Below are 24,400 nucleotides of genomic sequence, written 5' to 3'. Positions count from 1 at the left end.
CATGTGCGGCATCGCAGGTGCCTACCACTGGCCGGACGGCGGCCCGCTCACCGATCGGCTCACGAAGTGCCTCGCGCACCGAGGGCCGGACGGTTCGGGGCGCTACGACCACCGCGCCGGCGCCGGGGAAGTCCACTTCGGACACCGCAGGCTGTCGATCGTCGACCTGTCCGAGACGGGCGCGCAGCCGATGGTGGCCGAGGGGCTCGCGCTGACGTACAACGGCGAGCTCTACAACGCCCCGGAGCTGCGCGCGGAGCTGGAGGGCAAGGGCGTGCGGTTCCGCGGCACGTCCGACACCGAGGTGCTGCTGCGCGCGTGGCGCGAGTGGGGCGTCGACTGCCTGCCGCGGCTGCGTGGGATGTTCGCGTTCGGCGTCTTCGACGAACGCACCGGTGAGCTCACGCTGGTGCGCGACCAGCTGGGCATCAAGCCGCTGTTCTTCGTGCGGCGAAACGGTGGCGTCGCGTTCTCCTCGGAGCTCAAGGCGCTGGCCACCGAGCTCGGCGGCACGCTGGAAGTCGACAAAGCGGCGCTCATCGCGTCGCTGCTGTACTACTGGGTGCCCGACAGCCGCTGCGCGTACCGCGAGGTCGAGAAGCTGCAGCCCGGTACGTGGGTGAGCTTCCGCCCGGACGGCACGAGCGAGCGCGGCGCCTACTGGTCGCTGCGGCAGGTCGCGGAAGAGGGGGAGGCCTACAGCCGTCAACACAGTGGCGACGTCGACCTCCACCAGGTGATTGCCGACTCCACGAGCAAGCACCTGCTCTCCGACGTCCCGGTCGCCACGTTCCTCTCCGGCGGCCTCGACTCCAGTTACCTCACCGCGCTCGCCGCGCGTCAGCAGCCCGGGATCTCCGCGTACACCATCGGTTTCCGCGCCGAGGACGCCAAGTTCGAGGCGATGCCGGACGACCTGAAGTACGCGCGCATCGTCGCCGAGCAGTTCGGCGTCGACCTGCACGAGATCGAGATCGCGCCGCAGGTGCTCGACCTGTTGCCGCGCATGACCTACCACCTCGACGAGCCCATCGGCGACCCCGCGGCCATCAACTCGTTCCTCATCTGCTCGGCCGCGCGCGAGGCCGGCGTGAAGGTGATGCTGTCCGGGATGGGCGCCGACGAGATGTTCGCCGGCTACCGCAAGCACTACGCGAACCAGCTCGCCCTGCGCTACCAACGCGTTCCTGGCCTGGTGCGCAAGCCGATCGAGACCGTGGTGGAGCGCCTGCCGGTCGCGTCCGCCAGCCGCGGCTACCGCACGGTGCGGTTCGCCAAGCGGTTCCTGTCGTTCGCGGAGCTGCCGGAGGAGACGGCGTTCCGGCGCAGCTACACGATGTACGACCGCGGCGAGCTGCTCGGCCTCGTGAACCCGGACCTGGCCACCGACGTCGACGACGTGCTCACCGAACACGCGGACACCTACCACGACCAGGCGCTGAGCGACTACGTCAACCGCATGTGCCTGGCCGACACGCGGATGTTCCTGCCCGGCCTGAACCTCACCTACACCGACCGCTCGACGATGGCCGCCTCCACCGAGGTGCGCACGCCGTTCGTCGATGTCGAAGTGGTCAAGGCGGCGTTCCGGGTGCCGGGAAACAAGAAGATCGTCGGCCGCCAGGGCAAGGCGGCGCTCAAGGAAGCCGCGCTGGCGATCCTGCCGAAGGAGATCGTCTACCGCCCGAAGGGTCTCTTCAGCGCCCCGCTGCGGGCCTGGATGAGCCGCGACCTGGCCCCGCTGGTCCGGGAGGTCGTGAACGAGGGTGTGCTCGTCGAATCCGGGTTCCTGCAACGGGAGGCCCTGCAGAAGCTCGTGGCCGAGGACGCCGCCGGGCAGCAGGACCGCGCGAAGCACCTCTGGCACGTGTTGACCCTCGAGTACTGGTACCGCGCCGCTTCTTCCACCGTGATCTCAAGCAGCTAGGAGTGCTGTGAAGCAGGTAGTGCAGAACTACAAGAGCGGGGAGATGGCCCTCCTCGACGTCCCCGTCCCGGCCTGCAAGCCGGGCGGCGTGCTCGTGCGCACGGTGTACTCGCTGATCTCGACCGGCACCGAGATGATGAAGGTGTCCGAGGCGAGCATGTCGATGATCGGCAAGGCGCGTTCGCGGCCGGACCAGGTCGCCAAGGTGATGCAGAGCGTCGCGACCAACGGCCTCGCCGCCACCTACCGCAAGGTCACCAGCAAGCTCGACTCCTACACGCCGCTCGGCTATTCGCTGTCCGGGGTGGTCGTGGAGGTCGGTGCCGGGATCGACGACGTCGCGGTGGGCGACGTCGTGGCGTGCGCGGGCAACGAGCACGCGCTGCACTCCGAGCTCAACTGGGTGCCCAAGAATCTCTACGCCCGCGTGCCCACCGGCCTCGAACCGCGGCACGCGGCGTTCGGCACGGTCGGGTCGATCGCGATGCAGGGCGTGCGCCGCGGTGAGCCGCAGCTCGGCGACCTGGCGCTGGTGATCGGGCTCGGCCTGATCGGACAGCTCGTGGTGCAGCTGCTGGTCGCCTCCGGCGTGCGCGTCGTCGGCGTGGACCCGGACCCGTCGCGGTGCGAGCTGGCCGAGCGGCTCGGCGCGCTGACCTGCGCGCACCCGGGCTCGGGCACGGTGGACAACGCTGTCGCGGAGCTGTCCGGCGGCCACGGCGTGGACCAGGTCTACCTCGCCGCGGGCGGCGCCTCGAACGACCCGGTGGAGCTGGCCGCGCGGCTCGCGCGAGACCGCGGCCGCGTGGTCGACATCGGCAAGATCTCGCTCAACCTGCCGTGGAACGCCTACTACGAGAAGGAGCTCGACGTCCGCTTCTCGCGTTCGTACGGACCGGGCCGCTACGACCCGGAGTACGAACTCGAGGGCCGCGACTACCCGATCGGTTACGTGCGCTGGACCGAGCGCCGCAACATCGAGTGCTTCCTCGACCTGGCCGCGCGCGACAAGCTCGACGTCGAACCGCTGATCACGCACACCGCCGATTTCTCGACGGCCGTGGAGACGTACAAGTCGCTGCAGGACGGTGAGCTGAAGGCCGTCGCGGTGCTGTTCCAGTATCCGGCCGGCCCCGAGGACGAAGCGGGCCCGGTGGTGTCGTCGGTCGCGCTGCCCGCGGAGACGGGCACCCGCGCGACCCCGCGCGGCCGGCTGCGCGTCGGGTTCGTGGGGGCCGGCAACTACGCATCGTCGATGCTGCTGCCGCACCTGGTGGAACAGGACCGCGTGGCGCTGTCCGAAGTGGTCACCACGTCGGCGCTCTCGGGCGCCAACGCCAAGCGCAAGTTCGGTTTCGCCCGTGCCACCACGGACCTCGACGCGCTGCTCGCCGACGAGTCGGTGGACACCCTGTTCGTGGTGACGCGCCACAGCTCCCACGCCGAGCTCACCCGCCGCGCGCTGCTCGCCGGCAAGGCCGTGTTCGTGGAGAAGCCGCTGGCGCTGTCGGAGAAGGAGCTGCGCGGGATCGTCGAGGCCATCGAGGAGTCGGGCAACAACCGGCTGCAGGTGGGCTTCAACCGTCGCTTCGCGCCGCTGCTCAACGAGGCCAGGGTGCAGTTCGGCCCGCGGCTGGGTCCGGCCTCGGTGCGCTACCTCGTGAACGCGGGCCGCCTGGAGTCCAACAGCTGGTACAACCAGGCCGACTCCGAGGGCTCCCGGTTCGTCGGCGAGGGCGGGCACTTCATCGACACGGTGAGCTGGTTCCTCGGCAGCGACCCGATCTCGGTCTACGCCACCGCGACCCCGGGCAACGACGACCTGCAGGTGCTGCTGCGCTACGCCGACGGCTCGACCGCGGCCATCAGCTACGTGACCAGCGGCTCCACTTCGTTCCAGAAGGAGACGCTGGAGGTGCTGGCCGACGGCAAGGTGCTGAAGTTCGACGACTTCGCCCGCGCCAGCGTGTACGGGAAGAAGCGCTGGGCCAGCTCGCGGATCCCGAAGGGCCGCGACAAGGGCCAGAAGGCCGAGATCGAGGCGTTCGTGACCGCGCTGACCACCGGTGTCGCGATGCCGATCGGCGTCGAGTCGCTGGTGAACACGACGCTGGCCACGCTCGCCGTGAACCGCAGCCTCGAGACCGGCGCGCCGGTGCGGCTGGAGCCGAAGGAGGTGCTCGGCTGATGGATCCCGCCTGGTACCTGCGAAGACTCTCGGCGATGAGCCCAGCCGAGGTCGCCGGGCGCGCCACCGACGTGCTGCGCAAGCAGCAGTGGCGTGGGGTCGCGAAGCAGAAGGCCACGTGGCTGTCGCACCGCGCGTTCGAGCGGCCGGCGGGCATCGAGGACGTGTCGGCCGAGGCACGCGCCGAATTGCTGGCCACGGCCGAGCGGCTGATGGACGGCCACGCCGAGTACTTCGGGGTGGAGCGCGCTGACCTCGTGACACCGGACTGGTCGTTCGACCCGAAGACCGGCCGGCACGCGCCCGCCGACGCGTACTCGTTCGACATCGCCTACCGCAGCGAAGACGCGGTCGGCGACATCAAGCAGATCTGGGAGCCCTCGCGCCACCAGCACCTCACCGTGCTGGCCGCCGCGTACGCGCTGACTGGCGAAGACCGCTACGCCCACCGTGTGGCCGACCACCTGAAGTCCTGGTGGGCGGCCAACCCGCCGATGCGCGGCGTGCACTGGGTGAGCGGCATCGAGCTCGGCATCCGCCTGCTGTCGTGGGTCTGGGTGCGCCGGCTGCTCGACGGCTGGACGGGCGCGTCCGGCCTGTTCGAGGACAATCCCGAGGCGCTGCACCAGATCTGGCATCACCAGCGCTGGCTGGCGGCGTTCCCGAGCCGTGGTTCCTCGGCCAACAACCACGTGATCGCCGAGGACGCCGGGCAGCTCGCCGCCGCGTGCGCGTTCGACTGGTTCCCCGAGTCACCCGCCTGGCGTGACGCGGCACTGAAGTCGCTGGACACGCAGCTACAGGCCAACACGTTCGCCTCCGGGCTCAACCGCGAGCTGGCCACGGAGTACCACGGCCTGGTGCTGGAGCTGGGGCTCGCGGCCGCGCTGGAAGCCGGCCCGCTGGTGCCGACGTCCACCTGGCTCGTGCTGCGCCGGATGTGCGACGCGCTGGCGTCCATTGTGGACGCCGAACTGCGGCCACCGCGCCAGGGCGATGCCGACGACGGCTACGGCCTGATTGTCGACGGCACCGGCACCAGCCGCTGGGCTTCGCTGCTCGCGACCGGCGACGCGTTGTTCGGCCGGCAGGAGTGGTGGCCGAAGGTGCCGGACGGTCTCAGGAACACCGTCCGGACCTCTCTGTTCGCTTCGCTCGGCGGTGTCCCCGAGCTCACCGATCCGCGACCCCCTCGGCGGATGGACGACCTCTTCGACGCCGGCATGACGATCCTGCGCACCCCGGCCGAGAGCACCGCCGAGCCGGAGATCTGGGTCCGCTGCGACGGCGGCCCCCACGGCTTCCTCGCCATCGCCGCCCACGCCCACGCGGACGCGCTGGCACTGGAGGTCCGCCACGAGGGCGTCGACATCCTCGCCGACCCGGGCACCTACTGCTACCACGGCGAACCCGAGTGGCGCTCCTACTTCCGCTCGACGCTCGGCCACAACACGCTGCAGCTCGGCGACACCGACTCCTCGGCGTCCGGCGGGCCGTTCCTGTGGACCCGGCACGCGCAGACCCGCACGCTCGCAGTCGGCCCGGTGCGCTGGCGCGCCGAGCACGACGGCTACGCACCGGCCGTGCACCGCCGCTGCGTGGAGCTGGAGGACCGGACGCTGACGATCCTCGACGAGGTCGACGGCGACCTGATGCTGCCGGCGAAGCTGGCCTTCCACCTCGGCCCGCGCGTCGAGGTGACCCTCGACGACAGCACCGCGCTGCTGAGCTGGCCCGGCCACACGGCAACGTTGGCGCTGCCGCCGACGTTGACCTGGACCGCGCACCGCGGCGAGACGAGCCCGCCGCTCGGCTGGTACTCCGCCGGCTTCGGCCGGCGCGAACCGTCGACCACACTGATCGGCACTGGTACGGCCGCCGAACCCTTGACCACCACGTTGAGTTTTCAATAGATCGAGAGGATCCACCCGGTGCGATCGACCAGCAGGCTTGTGCTGTTCCTGGGTCTGCTGTGCCCGCTCGTCGTAGCCGGGTGCACGAGCGCGCCCGACGAGGACGCCGCGTCGAGCCAGGCCGCGGCGACCTCGGCGGCGCCGTCCGGGCCGGTGGCGGCGGTGTGCGACAAGACGCCGCCCGGACCCGCCACCGCACCCGCGGGTGCGGCGGCCGTGGCGGTGACCGACGACTTCGCCGCGAAGGTCCGCGACGCCCCGGCCGGCACCACGTTCTGGCTCGCGCCGGGCAGCCACCACCTCGGCGACGACCGGTTCGACCAGGTCCAGCCCAAGGACGGCGATGTGTTCGTCGGCGGGCCGGGCGCGGTGCTCGACGGGCGCAAGATCAACCAGTACGCCTTCACCGGCCACGCGAAGAACGTGAAGATCACCAACCTCACCGTGCAGAGCTTCGTCGCCCCGCGTGACGAAGGCGTGGTGAACCACGATTCCGGCGATGGCTGGGTCATCCAGCACACCACTCTGCAGGACAACGACGGCGCGGCCCTGATGGCCGGCAACAAGCAGCAGGTGCTCGACAACTGCCTGCGCCGCAACGGCCAGTACGGCATGAACGCGTTCTCCGCCGACGACGACATCACCGGGCTGGTGGTGCGCGGCAACGAGATCACCGGCAACAACACCGGTGACTGGGAGAAGAAGATCGACGGCTGCGGCTGCACCGGCGGCATCAAGTTCTGGTCCGTGAACGGCGCGGACGTGATCGGCAACTGGGTGCACGACAACCGCGGCACCGGCCTGTGGGCCGACACGAACGACAACGACTTCCTCATCGAGGGCAACCTCATCGAGAACAACGACAGCGCGGCGATCATCTACGAGACCAGCTACAACGCCGTGATCCGCAACAACACCATCCGGCGCAACAACCTCGTCGACGGCCGCGACTACGCCGACCGCGGCGACTCGTTCCCGACCGCGACGATCTACATCTCCGAGTCCGGCGGCGAACCCCGGGTGAAGGCCCGCACGTCGAAGCTCGAGATCTACGGCAACGTGTTCGAGAACAACTGGAACGGCATCACCCTGTGGGAGAACGCCGACCGCTTCTGCAACAGCCCCGCCAACACCTCCAGCGGCGTCTGCACGAAACTCCAGCCCGACACCGCCAAGTGCGCCGCGCCGGCGATCGCGCAGAAGCCGCTCTACGACGACTGCCGCTGGAAAACCCAGCGCGTGGACATCCACAACAACCGCTTCACGCTGCAGCCCTCGGCGATCGGCTGCGAGGAGACGTGCGGGCGCATGGGACTGCTGTCGAACTTCGGCACCTACCCGGACTGGTCGCCGTACAAGGGTGACGTGGTGCAAAACGCGATCACCTTCAAACAGGGCAACAGCTGGCACGACAACGCGTACACCGGCCCGTGGACCTTCATCGCCACCGACATGAGCCACGTCCTCGGCATCGGCGAGTGGGAGGGCACGCCCTACAACCAGGACGCGCGCACGACGTACGAGCGCGGCGGGGGAGGGTGACCATGGCGGTACTGGCCGACATCCGGCGACCGACACCGGCGGAGACCGGCGAGCGCACCCCGAAGCTCGTCGGGGCCGCGTGGGCGCTGCTGATCCTCAACACGCTCGGCTCGACCGGCGCCGAGACCGTGATCCCGCTGCCGCGCGCGGTGAGCCAGCTCGTGACCATGGGCGCGCTGATGACCGCGTTCGTGATCGCGCTGGCGCTGAACCCGCGGCTGAAGATCCGGCCGAGCGCGTACCTGTTGCTGCTCACGCTGCTGCTGGTCACGAGCACCGTCGCGAGCCTGCACCTGGAAGCCGGGTTCGGGTCGCTGTTCCGGTGCTTCCGGTTCGGGGTGTTCCTCGCGACGCTGTGGCTGCTCACGCGGTGGTGGAACGGATCGTTCACGTTCGTGCGCCACCACATCAAGATGTTCAGCGCCGTGCTGGTGTCGGTGGCGATCGGGCTCGTCATCGCGCCGGGCAAGGCCATGCCGGACAGCTACGGCGGCCGGCTCGCGGGCGCGATCTGGCCGCTCACGCCGCCGCAGGTCGGGCAGTACGCGGCGGTGATCGCGGGCCTGGCGGCGCTGCTGTGGCTGGGCAAGCGCACGACGATGACCAGCGCGTTGATCGTGATCGTGCCCTCGCTCGGGCTGCTCCTGCTCTCGCACACGCGCACGGCGACGCTCGGTCTCGTGGCCGGGCTCGTGGTCGCGCTGCTGTCGCTGGCCATGACGAACGCCCGCGCGCGCAAGGTGTTCACCACGTTCGTACTGGTGGCGGGCTTCTCCGTGGTGGTGCTCGGCGGGCTGTTGCAGGCGTGGTTCCTGCGCGGGCAGAGCGAGGAGAACTTCTCCAGCCTCACCGGCCGCGCGAAAGTGTGGGACGCGCTGCTGGCCGCGCCGCGCACGGTCAACGAGTACATCTTCGGCGTGGGCCTCACCGACAAGTCCTACGACGGCCTGCCGATCGACAACAGTTGGCTCGCCGTCTACCACGAGCAGGGGTTCACTGGCATCGCGATCGTCGCGGCGTTCCTGCTGGTGCTGGTCGCCGTGGCGGTGCTGCGGCCGCCGTCGCTGGCGCGCGCGTGCGCGATCTTCCTGATCACGTACTGCATTTCCGCGTCCTACACCGAGGCCGGGCTCGGTGACGCGTCGCCGTACCTGCTGCACCTGGCGCTGGCCGCGTCGCTGCTGGCCCAGGGCACGGTGCGGACCGCTCCCGACGAAGAGTTCATTCCGAAGGGGCAGCCCGCATGAAGGTGCTCGTGGTCCACAACCGCTACCGCTCGGAGCAGCCGAGCGGCGAGAACAACGTGGTCGACGCCGAGACGGCTTTGCTGGCTGCCGGCGGCGTTCGGGTTTCGTTGTTCGAGCGGCAGAGCGACGACATCGCTGCCATGTCATTGCCCCGCAAGGCTTTGGTGCCGGTGCGAGTGCCGTGGAACCGTTCGGCGCGGGCTGAGCTGACGGCTCGGTTGCAGGTCGAGCGGCCGGATGTGGTGCACGTTCACAACACGTTCCCGCTCCTGTCGCCGTCGGTGCTGGCTGCGTGCGCGGACGCGCGGGTGCCGGTGGTGGCGACGCTGCACAACTACGGCATGGTCTGCCCGCCGGGCACGCTCTACCGCGACGGCCGGATCTGCACCGACTGCGTGGGTGGCGCGCCCGTTCCCGCGGTTCGGCACGGGTGTTACCGGGGTTCGCCCGCGGCGACGGTGCCGATGGCCGCGAACCTGCTACTGAACCGCTCACGGTGGCGTTCTGACGTGACTCGCTTCTTCTGCATCTCCGATGCCCAGCGGCGGTTGCTCGTGGACGCCGGGATGCCGGCTTCGAAGATGACGGTGAAGCACAACTTCGTGACCGATCCGGGCGTTCGGCGGGTGGGCGAGGGTTCCCACGTGCTGTTCCTCGGGCGGCTGACGGAGGAGAAGGGCGTGCCGCTGCTGATGGCGGCTTGGGACCGGCTCGGTGGTTCGCTCGGCTTGCCGCTGGTGATCGCGGGCACCGGGCCGCTTTCGGAGGATGTCGCTGCTTGGGCCGCTTCGCGCACGGACGTCTCGTACGTCGGGCTGCAGGACAAGGCGGCTTGCCAGAAACTGACCGCCTCGGCGGCCGCGGTGGTCGCGCCTTCGGCGTGGCTGGAGGCGTTCGGCCTCGTCGTGGTCGAGGCCATGGCCGCCGGCGTGCCCACCATCGCGCCCTCGCACGGCGCGTTCACGGAGCTGGTCTCCGACGGAGTCACGGGCGTGCTGCATGCGCCGGGTTCCGCCTCGGCCTTGGCCGACGCCCTCCGCGACGCCCTCGCCGATCCCGAACGCAACCGCAAGATGGGCGAGGCAGCCCGCCAGCGCTACGACGAGGACTTCACGCCGGCCGTGGGTTTCCGGCGGTTGGTCGAGGGCTACGAGGCCGCCATCGCCGCCTACCGCTTGACACCAAGGTGACGACCGAAACCGTACGGTCCGATCAGAGGTCCCGCACGGACGGGCACCGCGGCTGAAAGGGCGCTCGCCTCCATGCAGACCTCCCGCTTCCCCACTCCCACGCTCTCCGCGCCGGCGAGATCTGCGCTGATCGGCTCCGCTCGATGAGATCCGCCGTCCGCGCGGCGCCGCCCGCGTTGCCGGTGTCCGTGCGGACGCCGGTGTTGGTCGCGGCCGGTCTCGGGTTGGTCGTGCTGGTGGTGCTGGCGGTCCTGTTCGCCGGGGAGTCCCAGCCCACCGCGTTCGACACGCTGCTCCTGCCCGGCCCGGACCTGCTGCCCGACCCGTGGTGGTACGTCGCCACCGCCGTGGACTTCGTGGGCGAGCCGGTGGGCTCTGCGATCGTGATCGTGCTCTTCACCGGCGGCGTCCTGCTGGCCAGGCGGCCGCGCACCGCTGTGCTCATTCTGGTCGGCTGCGGGCTCACGGTCGCCGTGACCTCACTGCTGAAGCCCATCACCGGCCGCGTCATCCACGGCCACTTCCTCTCGTACCCGAGCGGCCACACGGCCTTCGCGACGGCGCTGGCCCTCATCGGCGCCTTCCTCCTGGCCGACCGCCTGAGCCGCCCGGCCGCGCTCGCCGTCACCGCCGTGCTCGCGCTGGCCGCGGCGCTGCTCATGGCCTGGGCCGAAGTCGGCCTCGGCGCGCACTACCCGACCGACACCATCGGCGGCTTCGCGGCGGCCCTCGTGATCATCCCGGCGACGGCGTTGGCCGTCGATCGCATCTCCGCGCGGCTGTAGCTGGTCGGTCTCGGGGTTTTGGATCTCGCAGGGCGGAGTGAGGTTTGAGGTCCTCGCAGGGCGGCGTTTGTTTGGGGGAGCACCCCGAAGCTGGATTGTGCTGACGGCCGCTGAGCGGTTGTCAAGGCGGGAAAGCGTGCCTTGACAACCGCTCGGCGGCCGTAGGTGAGCTTCGGATCGGGGTGCAGGGAGGGGGCTGGGTGCTGGCTGGCGTTGGTGGGTCTGTTGCGTTGGTGGGTGGGTGGGGGCGCAGCTGGAGGGCGTTGGCAGGGAGGTTGCGGTGGCGGGTGGGTGCGGTGGCGGGGAGGTTGCGGTGGTGGGTGGGTGCGCTAGAACTTGCTGCCCTGATCCTGCCCGTACGGTCCCGCCTGCCACTGCTGCGGCGTCAGCACCCGGCTGGTGTCGTGGGCGACGAACATCCACGGCCCCGAGTACGTGTTGTCGCTGAAGTGGTTGTTCTGGCCGAAGGTGATGGCCTGCTGCACCACGTCGCCCTTGTACGGGGACCAGTCGGGGTAGCTGCCGTAGTTGGACAGCACCGCCATGCGGCCGCAGAACTGCGTGCAGCCCAGGTGTGCCGGGTCGAAGGTGAACGTGTTGTCGTGCACCGTCACGTTCTGCGTTTTCCAGCGGCAGTCGTCGTACAACGGCTTCTGCGTGATGCCCGGCGCGCTGCACTGGGCCTTGGTGGCGAACGGCGTGCAGTAGCCCGTGGACGTGTTGGCCGGGCTGTTGCAGAAGCGGTCGGCGTTCTCCCACAGGGCGACGCCGCCCCAGTTGTCCTCGAAGGTGTTGCCGCCGATGTCGATCTGGTGCGTGCGCGCGCCCAGGCGGGGTTCGCCGCCGGACTCGGAGAGGTAGATCGTGGCGACGGGGAAGTTGTCGCCCTTGGCGGCGCGGGCGCGGCCGGCGACGAGGCCGTTGCGGCGGAACACGTTGTCGCTGACGGTGAGGTTGTGGCTGATCTCGTAGAACAGCGCCTCGGCGTCGTTGTCCTCGATCACGTTGTCCTGCACGAGGAAGTCGTTGTCGTTGGTGTCGGCCCACAAGCCGGGGCCGTGGTTGCCGTGCACCCAGTTGCCGGTGATGTCGGCGCCGTTCACGGCCCAGAACTTCACGCCGCCGCTGCAACCGCAGCCCGGCGACTTGGTCTCCCAGTCGTCGGTGTTGTTGCCGGTGATCTCGTTGCCCTCCAGCACGAGCCCGGTGATGCCGTCTCCGGAGCGGTAGGCGTTCATGCCGTACTGGCCGTTGTCCTTCAGGCAGCTGCGCCGGACTTCTTGCCGGTCGCCCGCCATCAGCGCGGCGCCGCGGTTGTCCTCGACGGTGCTGTCCTCCATGACCCAGTGCGTGCCCGAGTCGTGGTTCACCACACCCTGGTCCTGCGGCGCGGCGAAGCCCCGCACGGTGAGGCCGCGGATCGTCACGTCCTTGGCCTGCCCGGTGAACGCCGCCTGGTTCACCGTCTGTCCATCCAGGACCGCGCCCGGCGCGCCGAGGTAGGTGTCGCCGTCCTTGGGCTGGACCTGGCCGTACGCGTCGGTGCCGAGTGTGTGCGTGCCGGACTTGAGCCAGAACGTAGTGCCCGCCGGGTTCGCCTGCGTCAACGCGCCCAGGTCGTGCCCCGGCTCCACCACCACGGCCCCGTTGGGCGCCGAGCCGTACGCAGTGACTGCCTTGCCGCACACGGCCGCGGTATCGGCCGAGGCCGCGGACTCGGTCAGGCCGCTCGCCAGCAGCACCAGTCCCACGACGACGGCCAAGGTTCTACCCATGGCTCAACGCTACGAGCCTTCCGCGCCCGCGTAACTTCCCTGATGGGGGCCGCCAAGCGCCCTGACGGGTGAATTCCCCTTGCCGGACAACACATTTCGGCGAAGTTGCGCAATTGGTGGATCATTTCCGAAGTGGACTGATCATTGGAGGTTCGTCTTGCCCGGGTTCTGAGCCTGGTGGTGCTGCACCGACTCCGCGCCGTAGGAGTTGAACATCGCGTGGCGCTGGAACAGCCCGGCGTTGCCGTCGAGGTCGCGCCGCGCCGAATGAGACACGGTGCCAGAAACCCCTGCGGTTCACGTCACGTTCAACCGAGATGCCGATCACTCCGGCCGCGGAAAACCAGGTGACACCCGTAGGCCCGGCAGCGAGGCTGTCGCCCGTGCCCGACGACTTCACGCTCTCCCGCCGCTCCGCGATGCGCTGGAACGCCCCGCTCGACGAAACCCACGCCGCCTTGCTGCTCGACCGCCTCGACGTCACCGACGGCACCGTCGTAGACCTCGGCGCGGGGTGGGGTGAGCTGCTGATCCGCGCGGTCGACGGCACGGCCGCGCGCGGCATCGCCGTGGACACCGACGAGGTGGCGATCGAACGCGGCCGCCGCGCGGCGAAGGAACGCGGCGCCCAGGTCGAGTTCGTCGAGCAGGACGCCGCCGCCTGGCGGGGCCGCGCCGACCGCGCGCTCTGCATCGGCGCGTCCCACGCCTTCGGCGGCACCCGCCAGGCCCTGGCCGCCCTCGCCGGCGTCACCGACCACCTGCTCTACGGCGACGGCTGCTGGTCAGCCGACCCGACGCCCGCCGCCCACGAAATCTTCGGCGACGACGTCCTCCCGCTACCCGACCTCCTCGAAGCCTGCCGCGACACGGGCTGGCGCGTGCTCCACCTGAGCACCGCCGACGAGCGCGAGTGGGACGACTTCGAGTCCACCTCCCGCGCCGGCCGGCTTCGTTGGCTGCTCGCAAACCCCGCCGACGCGCGCGCCGCCGAGACACGCGAGTGGCTCGACACCCGCGAACGCGAGTACGTCACCGCCTACCGGGGTGTGTTGGGCTTCGCCTACCTGGTGCTGGTGAAGTAGCTCAGGCCTTGCGCCGGAACACCGGCTTCACCGGCCGCCCGCCCAGCCACGGCGAGGGGTCGCCCGCGTCCAATGCCTTGCGGTAGACCACGCACGCCCCGGCCACGACCTCGACGGTGTGGTCGATGTCCGCGTCCGTCAGGGCGGCGCTGACCACGAAGGACGGGCCCAGCACGCCGCCCGTCACGAGCTGGCGCAGGAACAGCGTGCGGTAGTCCTGAGACGGCGCTCCGGACGCGTCGAGCGTGCCGAAGACCAGGTTGCTGTCGCGGCCGCGCACCACCACGTGGTCGGCCACGTCGTGCGACGCGGTTACCTCGCGCACACCGGCGGCCAGCCGCGCGCCCAGCGCGTGCAGCCGGGCGGTGACGTCCTCGGCCTCGTAGGTGTCCATCACGGCCATCGCCGCGGCGAGCGAGTGCGTCTCGGCGCCGTGGGTCGTGGACAGGAGGAACACGCGGTCGCGCGGGTCGCGCAGGCCGCCGAGTTCCATGAACTCGCGCTTGCCGGCCAGGGCCGACACGGCGAAGCCGTTGCCGAGCGCCTTGCCGAACGTCGAGAGGTCCGGCGTGACGCCGAACAGCCCCTGCGCGCCGTGCTCGGAGAAGCGGAAGCCGGTGATCATCTCGTCGAAGACCAGCAGCGCGCCGTAGCGGTGGGCGAGGTCGCGCAGACCCGCGAGGTACCCCGACGGCGGGTCCTGCTGCGTCGCCGCTTCGAGGATCAGGCACGCGACCTGCCCGTCGTGCTGCTGCAGCAGGGCCTCGGTCGCCGCGAGGTCGCCGTACGGGAACCGCACCGTCAGGTCCGTGATCTCACCCGGGATGCCCGCGGCCATGGCCGTGGTGCCGATGAACCAGTCGTCGGTGGAGAAGAACGCGTGGTCGGCGCACAACGCGACCAGCGGCCGGCCTGTCACGGCGCGCGCGAGCCGCAAGGCGGCCGTCGTCGCGTCGGAGCCGTTCTTGGTGAACTTGACCATGTCCGCGGTCGGCACGTTCTCGAGGAACCGCTCCGCGGCCTCGGCTTCCACAATGGACGGACGCGCGAAGTTGCTGCCCCGCTCGATCTCGCGGCGCACGGCCTCGGTCACGCGCGGATGGGCGTGCCCGAGGCTCACCGATCGCAGGCCCGAGCCGTACTCCACGTACTCGTTGCCGTCGACGTCCCACACGTGCGCGCCGCGGCCGTGGGAGATCACGGGCGCGAGGTGCTCGGGGTACTGGTCCTCACCCTTGGCGTAGGTGTGCGCGCCGCCGGGGATCACCCGGTGCAGCCGCTCGTTCGCGGCACGGGAGCGGGGCAGGTCCATTGTGGTCACCTTCTAGGTCTGCAGCGCCTCAGCCAGCGAGGGCGCGGTCTTGTCGCGTTCGGACATCAGCGTGGGCGGCAGCGGCCACGGGATGGCGAGTTCGGGGTCGTTATAGGCGATACTGACGTCTTCGTCCGGATTGTGCACGCGATCGATGCGATACGAGACATCAGCGATATCGGAAAGTGCTTGAAACCCGTGCGCGCACCCGGCCGGGATGTAAATGCTCACCTGGGTGTCCCCGGAAAGCCGAAATGTTTCCATCGCCCGGAAAGTCGGCGACTCCGGTCGCAGGTCCACGACCACGTCGAACACCTCGCCGAACGAGCACCGCACCAGCTTCGCCTCGCCGTCGCCCGAGCGCAGGTGCATCGCCCGCACCACGCCGCGAACGGACCGCGACACGCTGTCCTGCACGAACGCGTCCGGATCGATGCCGACGGACCGCGCGACGTCCGCGTCGAACGTGCGCGAGAAGAACCCGCGCTCGTCGCGGTGCGGCGTCGGCTGGAACAGGATCAGGCCGGAGATCGCCGGCACGGGAATGGCTTTCATCGGGCCTCCGAAACGGGGAACAGCGTGGACGACAACACGGCGAACTGGGATTTCAGACGTTGCTTGTTGTCCTCGTTGCGCTCGTTCAGCGTCGCTTTCAGTTCCGAGGCACGGCTTTCCAGCTCCTCGAACTGCGCGATCAGCCGCGGCACGTCCACCGACCGCGCTTCCTGGCAGAACTCGCCGAGGCCCATTTCCGCCATCAGCACGTCGTTCTTCTTCGCGTAGCCGATCGCGACGGTCGGTTTCCCGGCCTTCAGCGCACACAACACGTTGTGGTACCGCGTGGCCACGACCGTGCCCACGCCGGCCATCGCGGTCATCAGCTCACCCAGCGACCCCGGCGGCTCGGCCGTGACCAGCGGCGAGTCCAGCGCGGCCACGATCTCGTTCACCACCGCGAGGTCGGCCCGGTCGCCGATGAACAGCCGCACCGGCCGCCGGTCGGCCACGAGGTACCGCACGAACTCCGTCAGGGAGTCCACATAGGACCGGTAGATCTCCTCGCCCCGCGCCCGGTCCTCGTTGCCGCCGTAGTAGGCCATCACCCCGACCCCCACGGCCCGGGGATCTTCGTCCGCGACCGGCGTCGGCAACGCGAACGCCAGGTCCGGGTACACGCCGTCACCCGCGGTCCGCACGCCCATGCCCGCCATGGCCGAACGCGACAGCTCGTCGCGGTAGGACCGGTACGCGGCGAGCTGCGCCGCCTGCCGCACCAGGAACCGCGTGGCCGGCATGGTGATCCGGTCCGCGCCCACGCTGACCAGCGCCACCTTCGTGCCGAACAGCCGCCCTAGCAGCGAAAGCAGGAACAACGCGTAGGGGAAACCCCACGGCCGCAACGGGAGCGTCGCCTCCAGCACACCCATGCCCGGCACGATCACCACGTTCTGGCGGCGCACCCAGAGCGCCGTGCGCACCACGTCGACGAGCTTGCCCAGCGCCTTCGTGGCGATCGCGCGCACGCCGGCCGCCGTGCGGTACTCGTCGGAGTACCAGTTCAGCCGAACCGCGGGCACGCCGTAACGAGTCTGCACGATGTCCGGCCCGCCGCAGAACGCCGTCACCGCGGCGTCCGGGTGTTCCACGCGCAAGAAACCGAGCACGGCTTCCAGCGATCCGTCGTTGCCGAGGTTGCCCGAGCCCAGGAGCCCGAACACACCGACGCGTGTGGTCACGAAACCCGCCGTTCGCGCCCGGCCACCACGAGGTCGACGGTCATCGACAGCTCGTCGGCCGCCACCGGTGCGCGGTCCTCGACTCGCTCCCCGCCGCCGCCCGGGCGCGCCCGGCTCGTGAACCACTCGGCCAGCGCGAGGTAGCACGCGCGGCGTTCGCGCGAAGACAGCGGCGCCGTGCGGATGCCGTGCACGTAACCCCACACGTACTCGGCCAGCAGCCGCGCCGTCGGGTTCGTGACCGGATTCCCGCGCTTGGGATCGAGGTTCGCGCACCGCGAGCGCTTGCTCGGGTTGGCGCGTTCGGCGCGGTCCGGGTGGTCGCGGCGGAAGTACAGCAGCTCCGGCACCTGGTGGAACGGCCCGTGCAGCGCCAGCTCGGCCACGTAGGTGCGGTCGGCGTGGTGGTAGCTGTCCATCGGCGTGACGCGGCGCAGCACGTCGGTGCGCATCACGCCGTAGAAGTCGTCGCCGCCGGGTTCGAACAGCAGGCTCTTGAACCGCGTCGACGGCCGGGGCGCGTCGGTCTTGTGCACGTAGTCGAGCGGCACGGTCACCGCGCCGTTCTCGTCGATGATCGCCTGGTGCGAGTGGGCCACGATGACCTCGGGCCGCTCGTCGAGCACCGCGATGCACTTGGCCAGCAGTTCGCGCCCGTAGAGGTCGTCGTGCGAGGCCCACTTGAACAGCTCGCCGCGCGCCATGTCGAGCAGCACGTTGTGGTTCGGCGTCGCGCCGATGTTGCGGGCCTGGCGCACGTAGCGGATGCGTGAGTCCTTCTGCGCGTACTGGCGGCAGATCTCCTCGGTGCCGTCGGCCGACGCGTTGTCGGAGATGACCAGTTCGAAGTCCTCGTACGTCTGACCGAGCAACGCGTCGAGCGCCTCGCCCAGGAACTCCTCGCCGTTGTACACGGGCAGACCGATGGTCAGCCGGGGAACCGTGCTCATCCCGTTCTCATTTCTGTCATTCCGTCTGACGCCGAATGAAGCTCTTCATGGCTGAACGAACCCGACACCGGGTGGAACTCGAGGGAATGCTCGCCGGTGCGCGGCGCCGGCGTGGTGGGCACGTTCTCAGTGATGGCGAAGTGGTCGCGCAGCGCGATCCGCAGCTGCCACCACCACACGGCCGAACCGGTGATCGTCGCGATCGCGACGCCCCACTCCGACCCGGCCGCACCGCCCAGAGCGGCGCCGATCAGGCCGAACACGACGTAGAACACCGAAGCGATCAGCTGCGAACGGAGGCTGCGCTTCGCCGTGCCCAGCGCCCGCAGACCCGCCGTCGCGCCCGTCGTGAAGCTCGCGCCGACCACGGCGAACGTGACCGGCAGGATCAGCAGCGACGAGGTGTCCCACAGTGAACCGAGCACGAACCGGCCGGCCTCGGCCGGGATGAGCAGCAGCAACCCGAGGCCCCACGCCAGCGCGGCCGCGGCCTGTACCCCGCCGAGGACCACGCAGAAGTGCCACAGCCGGTGCGGCGAGCGCTGCAGTACGCGCGCGCCCTCCGCCACAGTGACCAGCGAAAGCCCCATCAGCAACGCGAGGAACGGCCCGAGCAGCTGCTCCGCGCCGCGCACCGTGCCGACCGCGGCGAGGCCGGCGACCGCGCCCAGCCCATAGGCACGCAGCTGCGAAGATCCGCTGTTGCTCACGTTTTCCAGCAGGTAGCGCACGCCCAGCTCGCGGTGGTCGCGCAGCCACGAGCGCACCCCGCCCAGCCGCGGCAGCACGCTCGTCTGCACCCACCCGAACGCCGCCGCGACGCCGGCCGAACAGCCCCAGGCCAGCAGGAACGCGACCACGGTGCCGTACCGCGCACCGATCACCAGCGCCGGGAACAGCGCCACGGCCTGGATCCCGTCGTTCACGAACGCCTTCTGCCCGGTGCCCGCGGCGAAGAACCCGAACCGCCACGAGTCCTGCACCAGCAGGAACGGCAGCACCACACCGAGCGCCACGAAGGCGCCGCCGAGCGAACCGCCCACGAGAAGTCCGAAAAGGACACTCACGATCCCGCTCGCGACACCCACGAGCAGCGCCGTGCCCACGGCCTGGCCGAGCGCCTCGCGCCAGCGCGACCTGGCGACACCGGAGAACCGCACCATCAGCGGGTCGGTGGCCAGGCCGCGTGAGACGTTGAGGATCACGCCGTAGGTGACCCACGCGATGCTGAACAGGCCGAACGCCGCCGCGCCCAGAGACCGCGCGACGTAGAGGCCCACCACGAAGTTGGTCAGGCTCGACACGGCCTGGTCGCCCAGGCCCCAGCTCAGCCGCCCCGCCATGGCGCGGACGGCCCGCGAACGCAGGATCGGAGGCACTCGGCCTCACTCCTTGAGCAGGCCGGCGACCTGCAAGGCCTGGGCCGCGGTGGCCACGGCGCCGAACGGCAGGCCCGCGCGTTCGGCGATGTCGAGGAGGCTGTGCTCGCCGTCGGAGTAGGACAGCACCCAGAGCATCGCCAGCTGCGCTTCCTTGGCGTCGCTGCGGCCGCCGAGCGAGTCGTACAGCCCGCGCTTGCCGAGCTGCGGTTCGCCGTACGGGCTGAGGTTCACGTAACGGCGGTTGCGCTCCAGCACGGAGAACGCCGTCTGCAGCGTGTCGAGCGTGTCCTCCATGGCCTCCGGCGAAACGAAGGCCGGGTTGTCGGCCGACGTGTGGTACTCCGGGTAGCCCGCGTACGGCGTGCGCGTCAGGGATCCGACGCCGAGGTTGAAGCCGGGGGAACAGAACTGCCGCTCGTCGTAGCCGTAGGGCGAGAACTCGCGGATCTCGTGCGGCTTGTCCTTGAGCACGTGCGCCATCACGCGGTCGATGTCCGCGTCACCGCGGCGGCTGCGCTTGTACGTGAGCGAGCCGCGGTCGCCGGCGCAGGCGAGCACCACGCCGTGCTTCACGCGGTCGACGTGCTCGGTGTTTCGCGCGAGCCACGTGATCGCGCCGATCGTGCCCGGCATGAACAGGAAGCGGTACGTGAAGTGCGGCTTCTCGACGGCGAGCTCCTGCGCCAGCGACACGGCCACCGCGATGCCCGCGAGGTTGTCGTTGGCCAGCGACGGGTGGCAGACGTGGCACGACACGATCACCTCGTCACTCACCTCGCCGGGCACGACGTGCTCGCCGTAGGTGAGCGAGCCGTCGGCCAGCGTCGAGTCGATCTTCACCTGGTAATCGCCCTCGGGCAACGCGTCGAGCACGTCCTGCGCGACGCAGAAACCCCAGGTGGGCGAGTAGTAGCTGGTGCGGTAGGGGACCCAGGAGGGGCTTTCGGGCAGCGTGTGCAGGCGCCCGCGCAGCTCGGCGAGGCTCATCGTCTCGTCCACCGGCACGCTGTAACCGACCACGTGCAGGTTCGACTCGCGGAAGTCGATCACGCGCCGGCCGGAGGCATCCGCGACGTACGCGTCGCGGATGTTCCACTCCTGCGGCACGGTCCAGTCCAGCACCTGCGTGCCGGTGGGCACCTCGTGCACCCGCAGGTCCAGGTGCTCACCGACGATCGCCAGCGTCTGCCGGACGCCGTCCCCCGTGATGCTGCGGCAGAGCGGGTACAGCCGCTCCACCAGCGCGTGCATCTCGCCCCCCGTGAGCATCAGCGCTGCCGCAGCGTGTCGTCGACGGCCCCCTCGGCCTGGCGGTCGGACAGCCAGTTGAGCCGCGTGAAGCGACGCTCGAACTGCTGCTTGGTGAGCTCGTAGGCCCGGTAGGCGTCGATCAGCTGCAGCGCGCCGTCCTTCACACCCCACTCGCACTCGAAGCCCGGGATCGCCTCGCGGAAGCGCGAGAAGTCCACGCGGTACGAGCGCGGGTCGGCGCCGGCCTCGCCGGTGATCCGCAGCTTGGAGCCCGGCACGGCCTCCACGACCTCCTGCGCGATCTCCGCCACCGTCACGTTGTTGCGCTCGGTGCCGATGTTGAACGCCTTGTTGTGCACGGCCTCGCGCGGCGCGTCGAGCGCGGCGGTGAAGGCGCGGGCGATGTCACGCGCGTGGACCAGCGGCCGCCACGGCGTGCCGTCGGACAGCACGAGCACCTCGCCCGAGAGGTAGGCGTGGCCGACGAGGTTGTTGAGCACGATGTCGGCGCGCAGCCGCGGCGAGAAGCCGAACGCAGTCGCGTTGCGCATGTACACCGGAGTGAAGTCGACGTCCGCGAGCTTCGAAACCTCGTCCTCCACGCGCACCTTCGACTCCGCGTACGGCGTGACCGGCCGCAGCGGCGCGTCCTCGTCGACCAGGCCGCCGCCGCCCGAGGCGCCGTAGACCGAGCAGGTGGACGCGTAGAGGTACCGGCCGACGCCGGCGTCCTTGGCCAGCTGGGCGAGCCGGACCGACGCGTGGTGGTTGATGTCGTAGGTGAGCTCCGGCGCGAGCGAGCCCAGCGGGTCGTTCGACAGTGCGGCCAGGTGGATCACCGCGTCGAAGCCCTCGAGGTGTTCGGGCCGCACGTCACGCAGGTCCACGTTGATCGTCGGCAGGTCCTTCGGCGCCGGGCCCAGCAGGCAGCTCGCGAAGAGCCCCGAGTCGAGGCCGACGACGTCGTGCCCGGCTTCGGTGAGCACCGGCGCCATCACCGTGCCGAGGTATCCCGTGTGCCCGGTCAGCAACACCCGCATGTCAGTCAGCCCCTCAGATCGAGAACGAATTTGTTCACTTCGAACGCTTCCGCGTACCGCTGCTGGCACTCGATGCCGCGGATGCGGGCGAGGCCCAGGAAGGCCTCGCGGTCGTACCAGGGGCGGTGCCGCTGGGAGGCGTAGTGCTCCTGCAGCAGCCGCACCTTCTGCTCGGCCAGCTCGTCCGCGAGCGGGACGTAGGCCGCCAGCCGGCCGAGGTCGCCGTCCCACTTCACGATCTCGTAGCCCAGCGCCAGGTATCCGCGGTAGACCGTGGGCACCAGCTGCGCGAGGCCGCGGTGGTCCTGGTGCGCGTCGAGGATGCGCGGTGCGAAGACCACGTCCGGGTCGGTGCGCTGCTTGAGCTCTTCCAGCGCGTTCTTGGCCTCGTCCCAGTGTGCCGGGAGGCGGCCGTCGGGGAGCTTCAGCACCGTGACGTCGAGGTCCGCACCCGGGCAGAACGCGGCGAGCGCGGCCCGTTCCTCGGCCTCGCGTTCGGTGCCGCCGCCCGACAGCACCAGCGCGTCGACGCGGATGCCGGGCCGCTGCTCGCAGATCGTGAGCAGCGTCCCGCCGGCGCCGATGGCGATGTCGTCGCAGTGCGCACCCAGCACCACGACACTGTCGAGCTTTTCCGCGCCGAGCTTGATCACGCGTGCACCCGGTCCCGTTCCCACAGCGCCCACGGCCGGTCGCCGCGGGTGTAGCCCTCGTCGAGCGCGAAGCGTTCCTTCACGGTGTCGGTCGGCTTCCAGAACCCGCGGTACGGGTAGGCCAGCAGCCGGCCGCGCTTGGCGAGCTCGCCGCAGCCGTCGGCGACGAGGTCGCCGTTTTCCGGGATGTGGTCGAAGATCTCCTGGCGCAGCACGAAGTACCCGCCGTTCTCCCACAGCGGCATGTCGCTGACCGGCGTGATCGCGCCGATGAGCCCGCCCTCGTCCATCTCCACGCAGTGGAACGACGACTGCGGCGGCACGACCATCATCGACGCGCCGGCGTCGGTCTGCTCGAAGCGCTCGACCATCTTGTCCAGCGGCGCGTCGGTGAGTACGTCGGCGTAGTTGGCGAGGAACATCTCGTCGCCGTCGAGGTACTCGCGCACGCGGCGCAGGCGTTCGCCGATCGGCGACTCGATGCCGGTCTGCACGAAGGAGATGGTCCAGTCGGAGATATCAGTGCTCAGGAGTTCCGGCTTGCCGTCGCGGAGCACGAAGTCGTTGGACGTCGTCTCCTTGTAGTTGAGGAAGAACTCCTTGATGTGGTGGGCGCCGTAGCCCAGGCACAGCACGAACTCGGTGTGACCGAAGTGCGCGTAGTAGCGCATCACGTGCCAGATCAGCGGTCTCGGGCCGACCATGGCCATCGGCTTGGGCACGTCGGAGGCGTCTCCGTTGCGCATCCGCATGCCGTAGCCACCGCAGAACAGGACTACCTTCACTGCTTCACCTCGACGATCTCGAGACGGGGGATCGGGAACACGAGCCGCCCGCCCCAGTCGTCTACATAGGACAGTTGTTCGGTGAGTTCCTTCCTGAGGTTCCAGGGAAGGACGAGGACGTAGTCGGGCTTGTCGGCCGCGATCCGCTCGGGTTCGAGGATCGGCACGCGCGTGCCCGGGGTGTACCGGCCGTGCTTGTACGGGTTGCGGTCGACGGTGTAGGCGAGCACGTCAGGTCGGATGCCGCAGTGGTTCAGCAGCGTGTTGCCCTTGCCGGGTGCGCCGTAGCCCACCACGGTCTTGCCCTCCTTGGCCGCCTTGACCAGGAATTCCAGCAGGTCGAGGCGCACGCGCGTGACGCGCTCGGCGAACTCGGTGTAGCCCGACAGCTCGTGCAGGCCCGCGGCCTTCTCGCGCTCCAGCACGTCGACCATCCGCGCGCTCGGCTCGCCGGCGACTTCCAGGGGCCGCGCCCACAGGCGGATCGAGCCACCGTGCGTCGGCAGCAGCTCGACGTCCACAACGGACAGTCCGCCGACCGCGAGCGCCCGGCGCGCGGATTCCACGGTGTAGTACTGGAAGTGCTCGTGGTAGATCGTGTCGTACTGGTTCTCGCTGATCAGCGTGAGCAGGTGCTGCACCTCGATGCTGACCCAGCCGTCGTCGGCCACCAGGGCGCGCAGGCCGTGGGTGAAGCCGATGATGTCGGGGATGTGCGCGTACACGTTGTTCGCCGCGACGAGGTCCGCCGGCCCGTGTTCCTCACGCACGTCGCGCCCCGTCTCGGGACTGAGGAACGCCGTCTTCGTCGGCACGCCCTTGTCGCGCGCCGCCTGCCCGACGTTCACCGACGGCTCGATGCCCAGGCACCGGATGCCCCGCTCGACGACGTGCTGCAGCAGGTAACCGTCGTTGCTCGCCACCTCGACCACGAACGAGCCAGGCCCCAGCCCGAGCCGTTCGGCCGATTCGGTGACGTAGGTTTTCGCGTGCTCGACCCACGAGGTCGAGTACGACGAGAAGTACGCGTAGTCGGTGAACGTGTCCTCGGGAGTGATCAGCGGGGGGATCTGCGCCAGCCAGCACTCCGTGCAGACCTGCAAGTGCAGCGGGTACGTGTTCTCGGGCTCGACCAGCTGTTCCGCGGTCAGGAACCGCTCACACGGCGGGGTCGCTCCGAGATCGACGACACTCACCAGAGCTGTCGAACCGCAGAGTCGGCATGTGGTCATCAACGGGCTCCTCGGCTCGCGGCTTGCGTGCTAGACACGTCGATGACCAGCGGGGGGTCGTTACAGCGAGCGTGTGAGGGGCGGACCACCGTTTTCCGAATGAGATGTGCTCGGCGCGCTTCGCAGCGCTTTTCCCGGCTTGTTCTCCTGGTGGGAGCGGGGGATTGGCGTGGTCTTTACCTTGCCCGGCGGCGTGTGCGGAGAGTAAACACCGCGCCGGGGTGCGTGGGTTTTTCCCGCACCCCGGCGCGGGGCTGTTGCTGTGTCGCACGGGTGGTCTAGGTCACCAGCACTTCTGAACCACCACGCGAGATCGCGCCGACTTCTGGACTGAGCGGTTTGTGGGGGGGGGGGGGGGGCGCCGGACCGGCGCGGGGAGGGTGGGGCCGGAGGGGGAGGGCCGCGGG

General features: G+C 69.9%; 20 protein-coding genes. 8 read left to right on the top strand and 12 right to left on the bottom strand.

Going from position 1 to position 24,400, the window contains the following annotated elements:
- Position 1: 1 nt before the first annotated feature.
- From asnB to AB0M56_RS05670, 7 genes are all read left to right on the top strand, one after another.
- On the top strand, positions 2–1,927 hold the full coding sequence (gene asnB, locus AB0M56_RS05700) for an asparagine synthase (glutamine-hydrolyzing) (RefSeq protein WP_364171434.1): 1,926 nt from the start codon (positions 2–4) through the stop codon (positions 1,925–1,927).
- Positions 1,928–1,934: 7 nt separating this feature from the next.
- Entirely contained in the window at positions 1,935–4,115 is a 2,181-nt protein-coding gene (locus AB0M56_RS05695) for a bi-domain-containing oxidoreductase (protein ID WP_364171432.1), read from the top strand.
- Positions 4,115–6,028 carry an alginate lyase family protein gene (locus AB0M56_RS05690; protein WP_364171430.1) on the top strand — a complete coding sequence of 638 codons (1,914 nt, stop codon included), beginning with the start codon at positions 4,115–4,117 and terminating at the stop codon, positions 6,026–6,028. Before AB0M56_RS05695 ends, AB0M56_RS05690 begins: the two co-directional genes overlap by 1 nt.
- Positions 6,029–6,046: 18 nt before the next feature.
- Positions 6,047–7,570 (top strand): right-handed parallel beta-helix repeat-containing protein, encoded by a 1,524-nt coding sequence (locus AB0M56_RS05685; protein WP_364171428.1) that lies wholly within the window; start codon positions 6,047–6,049, stop codon positions 7,568–7,570.
- 2 nt (positions 7,571–7,572) lie between these two features.
- Positions 7,573–8,817 carry an O-antigen ligase family protein gene (locus AB0M56_RS05680; RefSeq protein WP_364171426.1) on the top strand — a complete coding sequence of 415 codons (1,245 nt, stop codon included), beginning with the start codon at positions 7,573–7,575 and terminating at the stop codon, positions 8,815–8,817.
- On the top strand, positions 8,814–10,007 hold the full coding sequence (locus AB0M56_RS05675; RefSeq protein WP_364171424.1) for a glycosyltransferase family 4 protein: 1,194 nt from the start codon (positions 8,814–8,816) through the stop codon (positions 10,005–10,007). Before AB0M56_RS05680 ends, AB0M56_RS05675 begins: the two co-directional genes overlap by 4 nt.
- Before the next feature lie 143 nt (positions 10,008–10,150).
- Positions 10,151–10,792, top strand: coding sequence for a phosphatase PAP2 family protein (locus AB0M56_RS05670; RefSeq protein WP_364171422.1), 642 nt, complete (start codon positions 10,151–10,153; stop codon positions 10,790–10,792).
- A 329-nt stretch (positions 10,793–11,121) separates the two neighbouring features.
- Here the strand turns inward: AB0M56_RS05670 and AB0M56_RS05665 are convergent, their stop codons facing one another.
- Entirely contained in the window at positions 11,122–12,567 is a 1,446-nt protein-coding gene (locus AB0M56_RS05665) for a right-handed parallel beta-helix repeat-containing protein (protein ID WP_364171421.1), read from the bottom strand.
- Positions 12,568–12,708: 141 nt separating this feature from the next.
- The gene (locus tag AB0M56_RS05660) at positions 12,709–12,843 is read right to left on the bottom strand and encodes a hypothetical protein (protein WP_364171419.1); all 135 of its coding nucleotides are present in this window, start codon (positions 12,841–12,843) and stop codon (positions 12,709–12,711) included.
- Between the two features lie 107 nt (positions 12,844–12,950).
- On the opposite strand from AB0M56_RS05660, the gene AB0M56_RS05655 reads away from it, so the two are divergent.
- The gene (locus AB0M56_RS05655) at positions 12,951–13,652 is read left to right on the top strand and encodes a class I SAM-dependent methyltransferase (RefSeq protein ID WP_364171417.1); all 702 of its coding nucleotides are present in this window, start codon (positions 12,951–12,953) and stop codon (positions 13,650–13,652) included.
- Position 13,653: 1 nt separating this feature from the next.
- Here AB0M56_RS05655 and AB0M56_RS05650 read toward each other — a convergent pair whose 3' ends face one another.
- Genes AB0M56_RS05650 through AB0M56_RS05605 form a run of 10 tightly spaced genes read right to left on the bottom strand, consistent with a single transcriptional unit; the run spans position 13,654 to position 23,993 of the window.
- Positions 13,654–14,964, bottom strand: coding sequence for a glutamate-1-semialdehyde 2,1-aminomutase (locus AB0M56_RS05650; RefSeq protein WP_364171415.1), 1,311 nt, complete (start codon positions 14,962–14,964; stop codon positions 13,654–13,656).
- 12 nt (positions 14,965–14,976) lie between these two features.
- Complete coding sequence (gene rfbC / locus AB0M56_RS05645; protein ID WP_364171413.1) at positions 14,977–15,519, bottom strand: dTDP-4-dehydrorhamnose 3,5-epimerase; 543 nt, start codon at positions 15,517–15,519, stop codon at positions 14,977–14,979.
- A complete protein-coding gene (locus AB0M56_RS05640) occupies positions 15,516–16,700 on the bottom strand; it encodes a polysaccharide pyruvyl transferase family protein (RefSeq protein WP_364171411.1) in 1,185 nt (394 codons plus the stop codon). The genes rfbC and AB0M56_RS05640 overlap by 4 nt, the downstream gene beginning before the upstream one ends.
- Positions 16,697–17,650: a glycosyltransferase family A protein gene (locus AB0M56_RS05635; RefSeq protein WP_364171409.1), complete on the bottom strand. Its 954-nt coding sequence runs from the start codon at positions 17,648–17,650 to the stop codon at positions 16,697–16,699. Before AB0M56_RS05635 ends, AB0M56_RS05640 begins: the two co-directional genes overlap by 4 nt.
- A complete protein-coding gene (locus AB0M56_RS05630; RefSeq protein WP_364171991.1) occupies positions 17,647–18,993 on the bottom strand; it encodes a hypothetical protein in 1,347 nt (448 codons plus the stop codon). Before AB0M56_RS05630 ends, AB0M56_RS05635 begins: the two co-directional genes overlap by 4 nt.
- A 42-nt stretch (positions 18,994–19,035) precedes the next feature.
- The gene (locus AB0M56_RS05625) at positions 19,036–20,301 is read right to left on the bottom strand and encodes a DUF4910 domain-containing protein (protein ID WP_364171407.1); all 1,266 of its coding nucleotides are present in this window, start codon (positions 20,299–20,301) and stop codon (positions 19,036–19,038) included.
- Positions 20,301–21,323 carry an NAD(P)-dependent oxidoreductase gene (locus AB0M56_RS05620; protein WP_364171406.1) on the bottom strand — a complete coding sequence of 341 codons (1,023 nt, stop codon included), beginning with the start codon at positions 21,321–21,323 and terminating at the stop codon, positions 20,301–20,303. Before AB0M56_RS05620 ends, AB0M56_RS05625 begins: the two co-directional genes overlap by 1 nt.
- 5 nt (positions 21,324–21,328) lie before the next feature.
- Entirely contained in the window at positions 21,329–21,976 is a 648-nt protein-coding gene (locus AB0M56_RS05615) for a PIG-L family deacetylase (RefSeq protein WP_364171404.1), read from the bottom strand.
- Entirely contained in the window at positions 21,973–22,761 is a 789-nt protein-coding gene (locus AB0M56_RS05610) for a glucose-1-phosphate cytidylyltransferase (RefSeq protein WP_364171402.1), read from the bottom strand. The genes AB0M56_RS05615 and AB0M56_RS05610 overlap by 4 nt, the downstream gene beginning before the upstream one ends.
- Positions 22,758–23,993, bottom strand: a complete 1,236-nt coding sequence (locus AB0M56_RS05605) for a class I SAM-dependent methyltransferase (protein ID WP_364171400.1) — start codon at positions 23,991–23,993, stop codon at positions 22,758–22,760. Before AB0M56_RS05605 ends, AB0M56_RS05610 begins: the two co-directional genes overlap by 4 nt.
- Between the last annotated feature and the right edge of the window lie 407 nt (positions 23,994–24,400).

Origin of the sequence: Amycolatopsis sp. NPDC051372 (assembly GCF_040682095.1) — a bacterium.
Classification (GTDB): Bacteria; Actinomycetota; Actinomycetes; order Mycobacteriales; family Pseudonocardiaceae; genus Amycolatopsis.
Note: the sequence above shows the minus strand (reverse complement) of the source record. Positions and strands in the feature narration are given on the sequence as shown.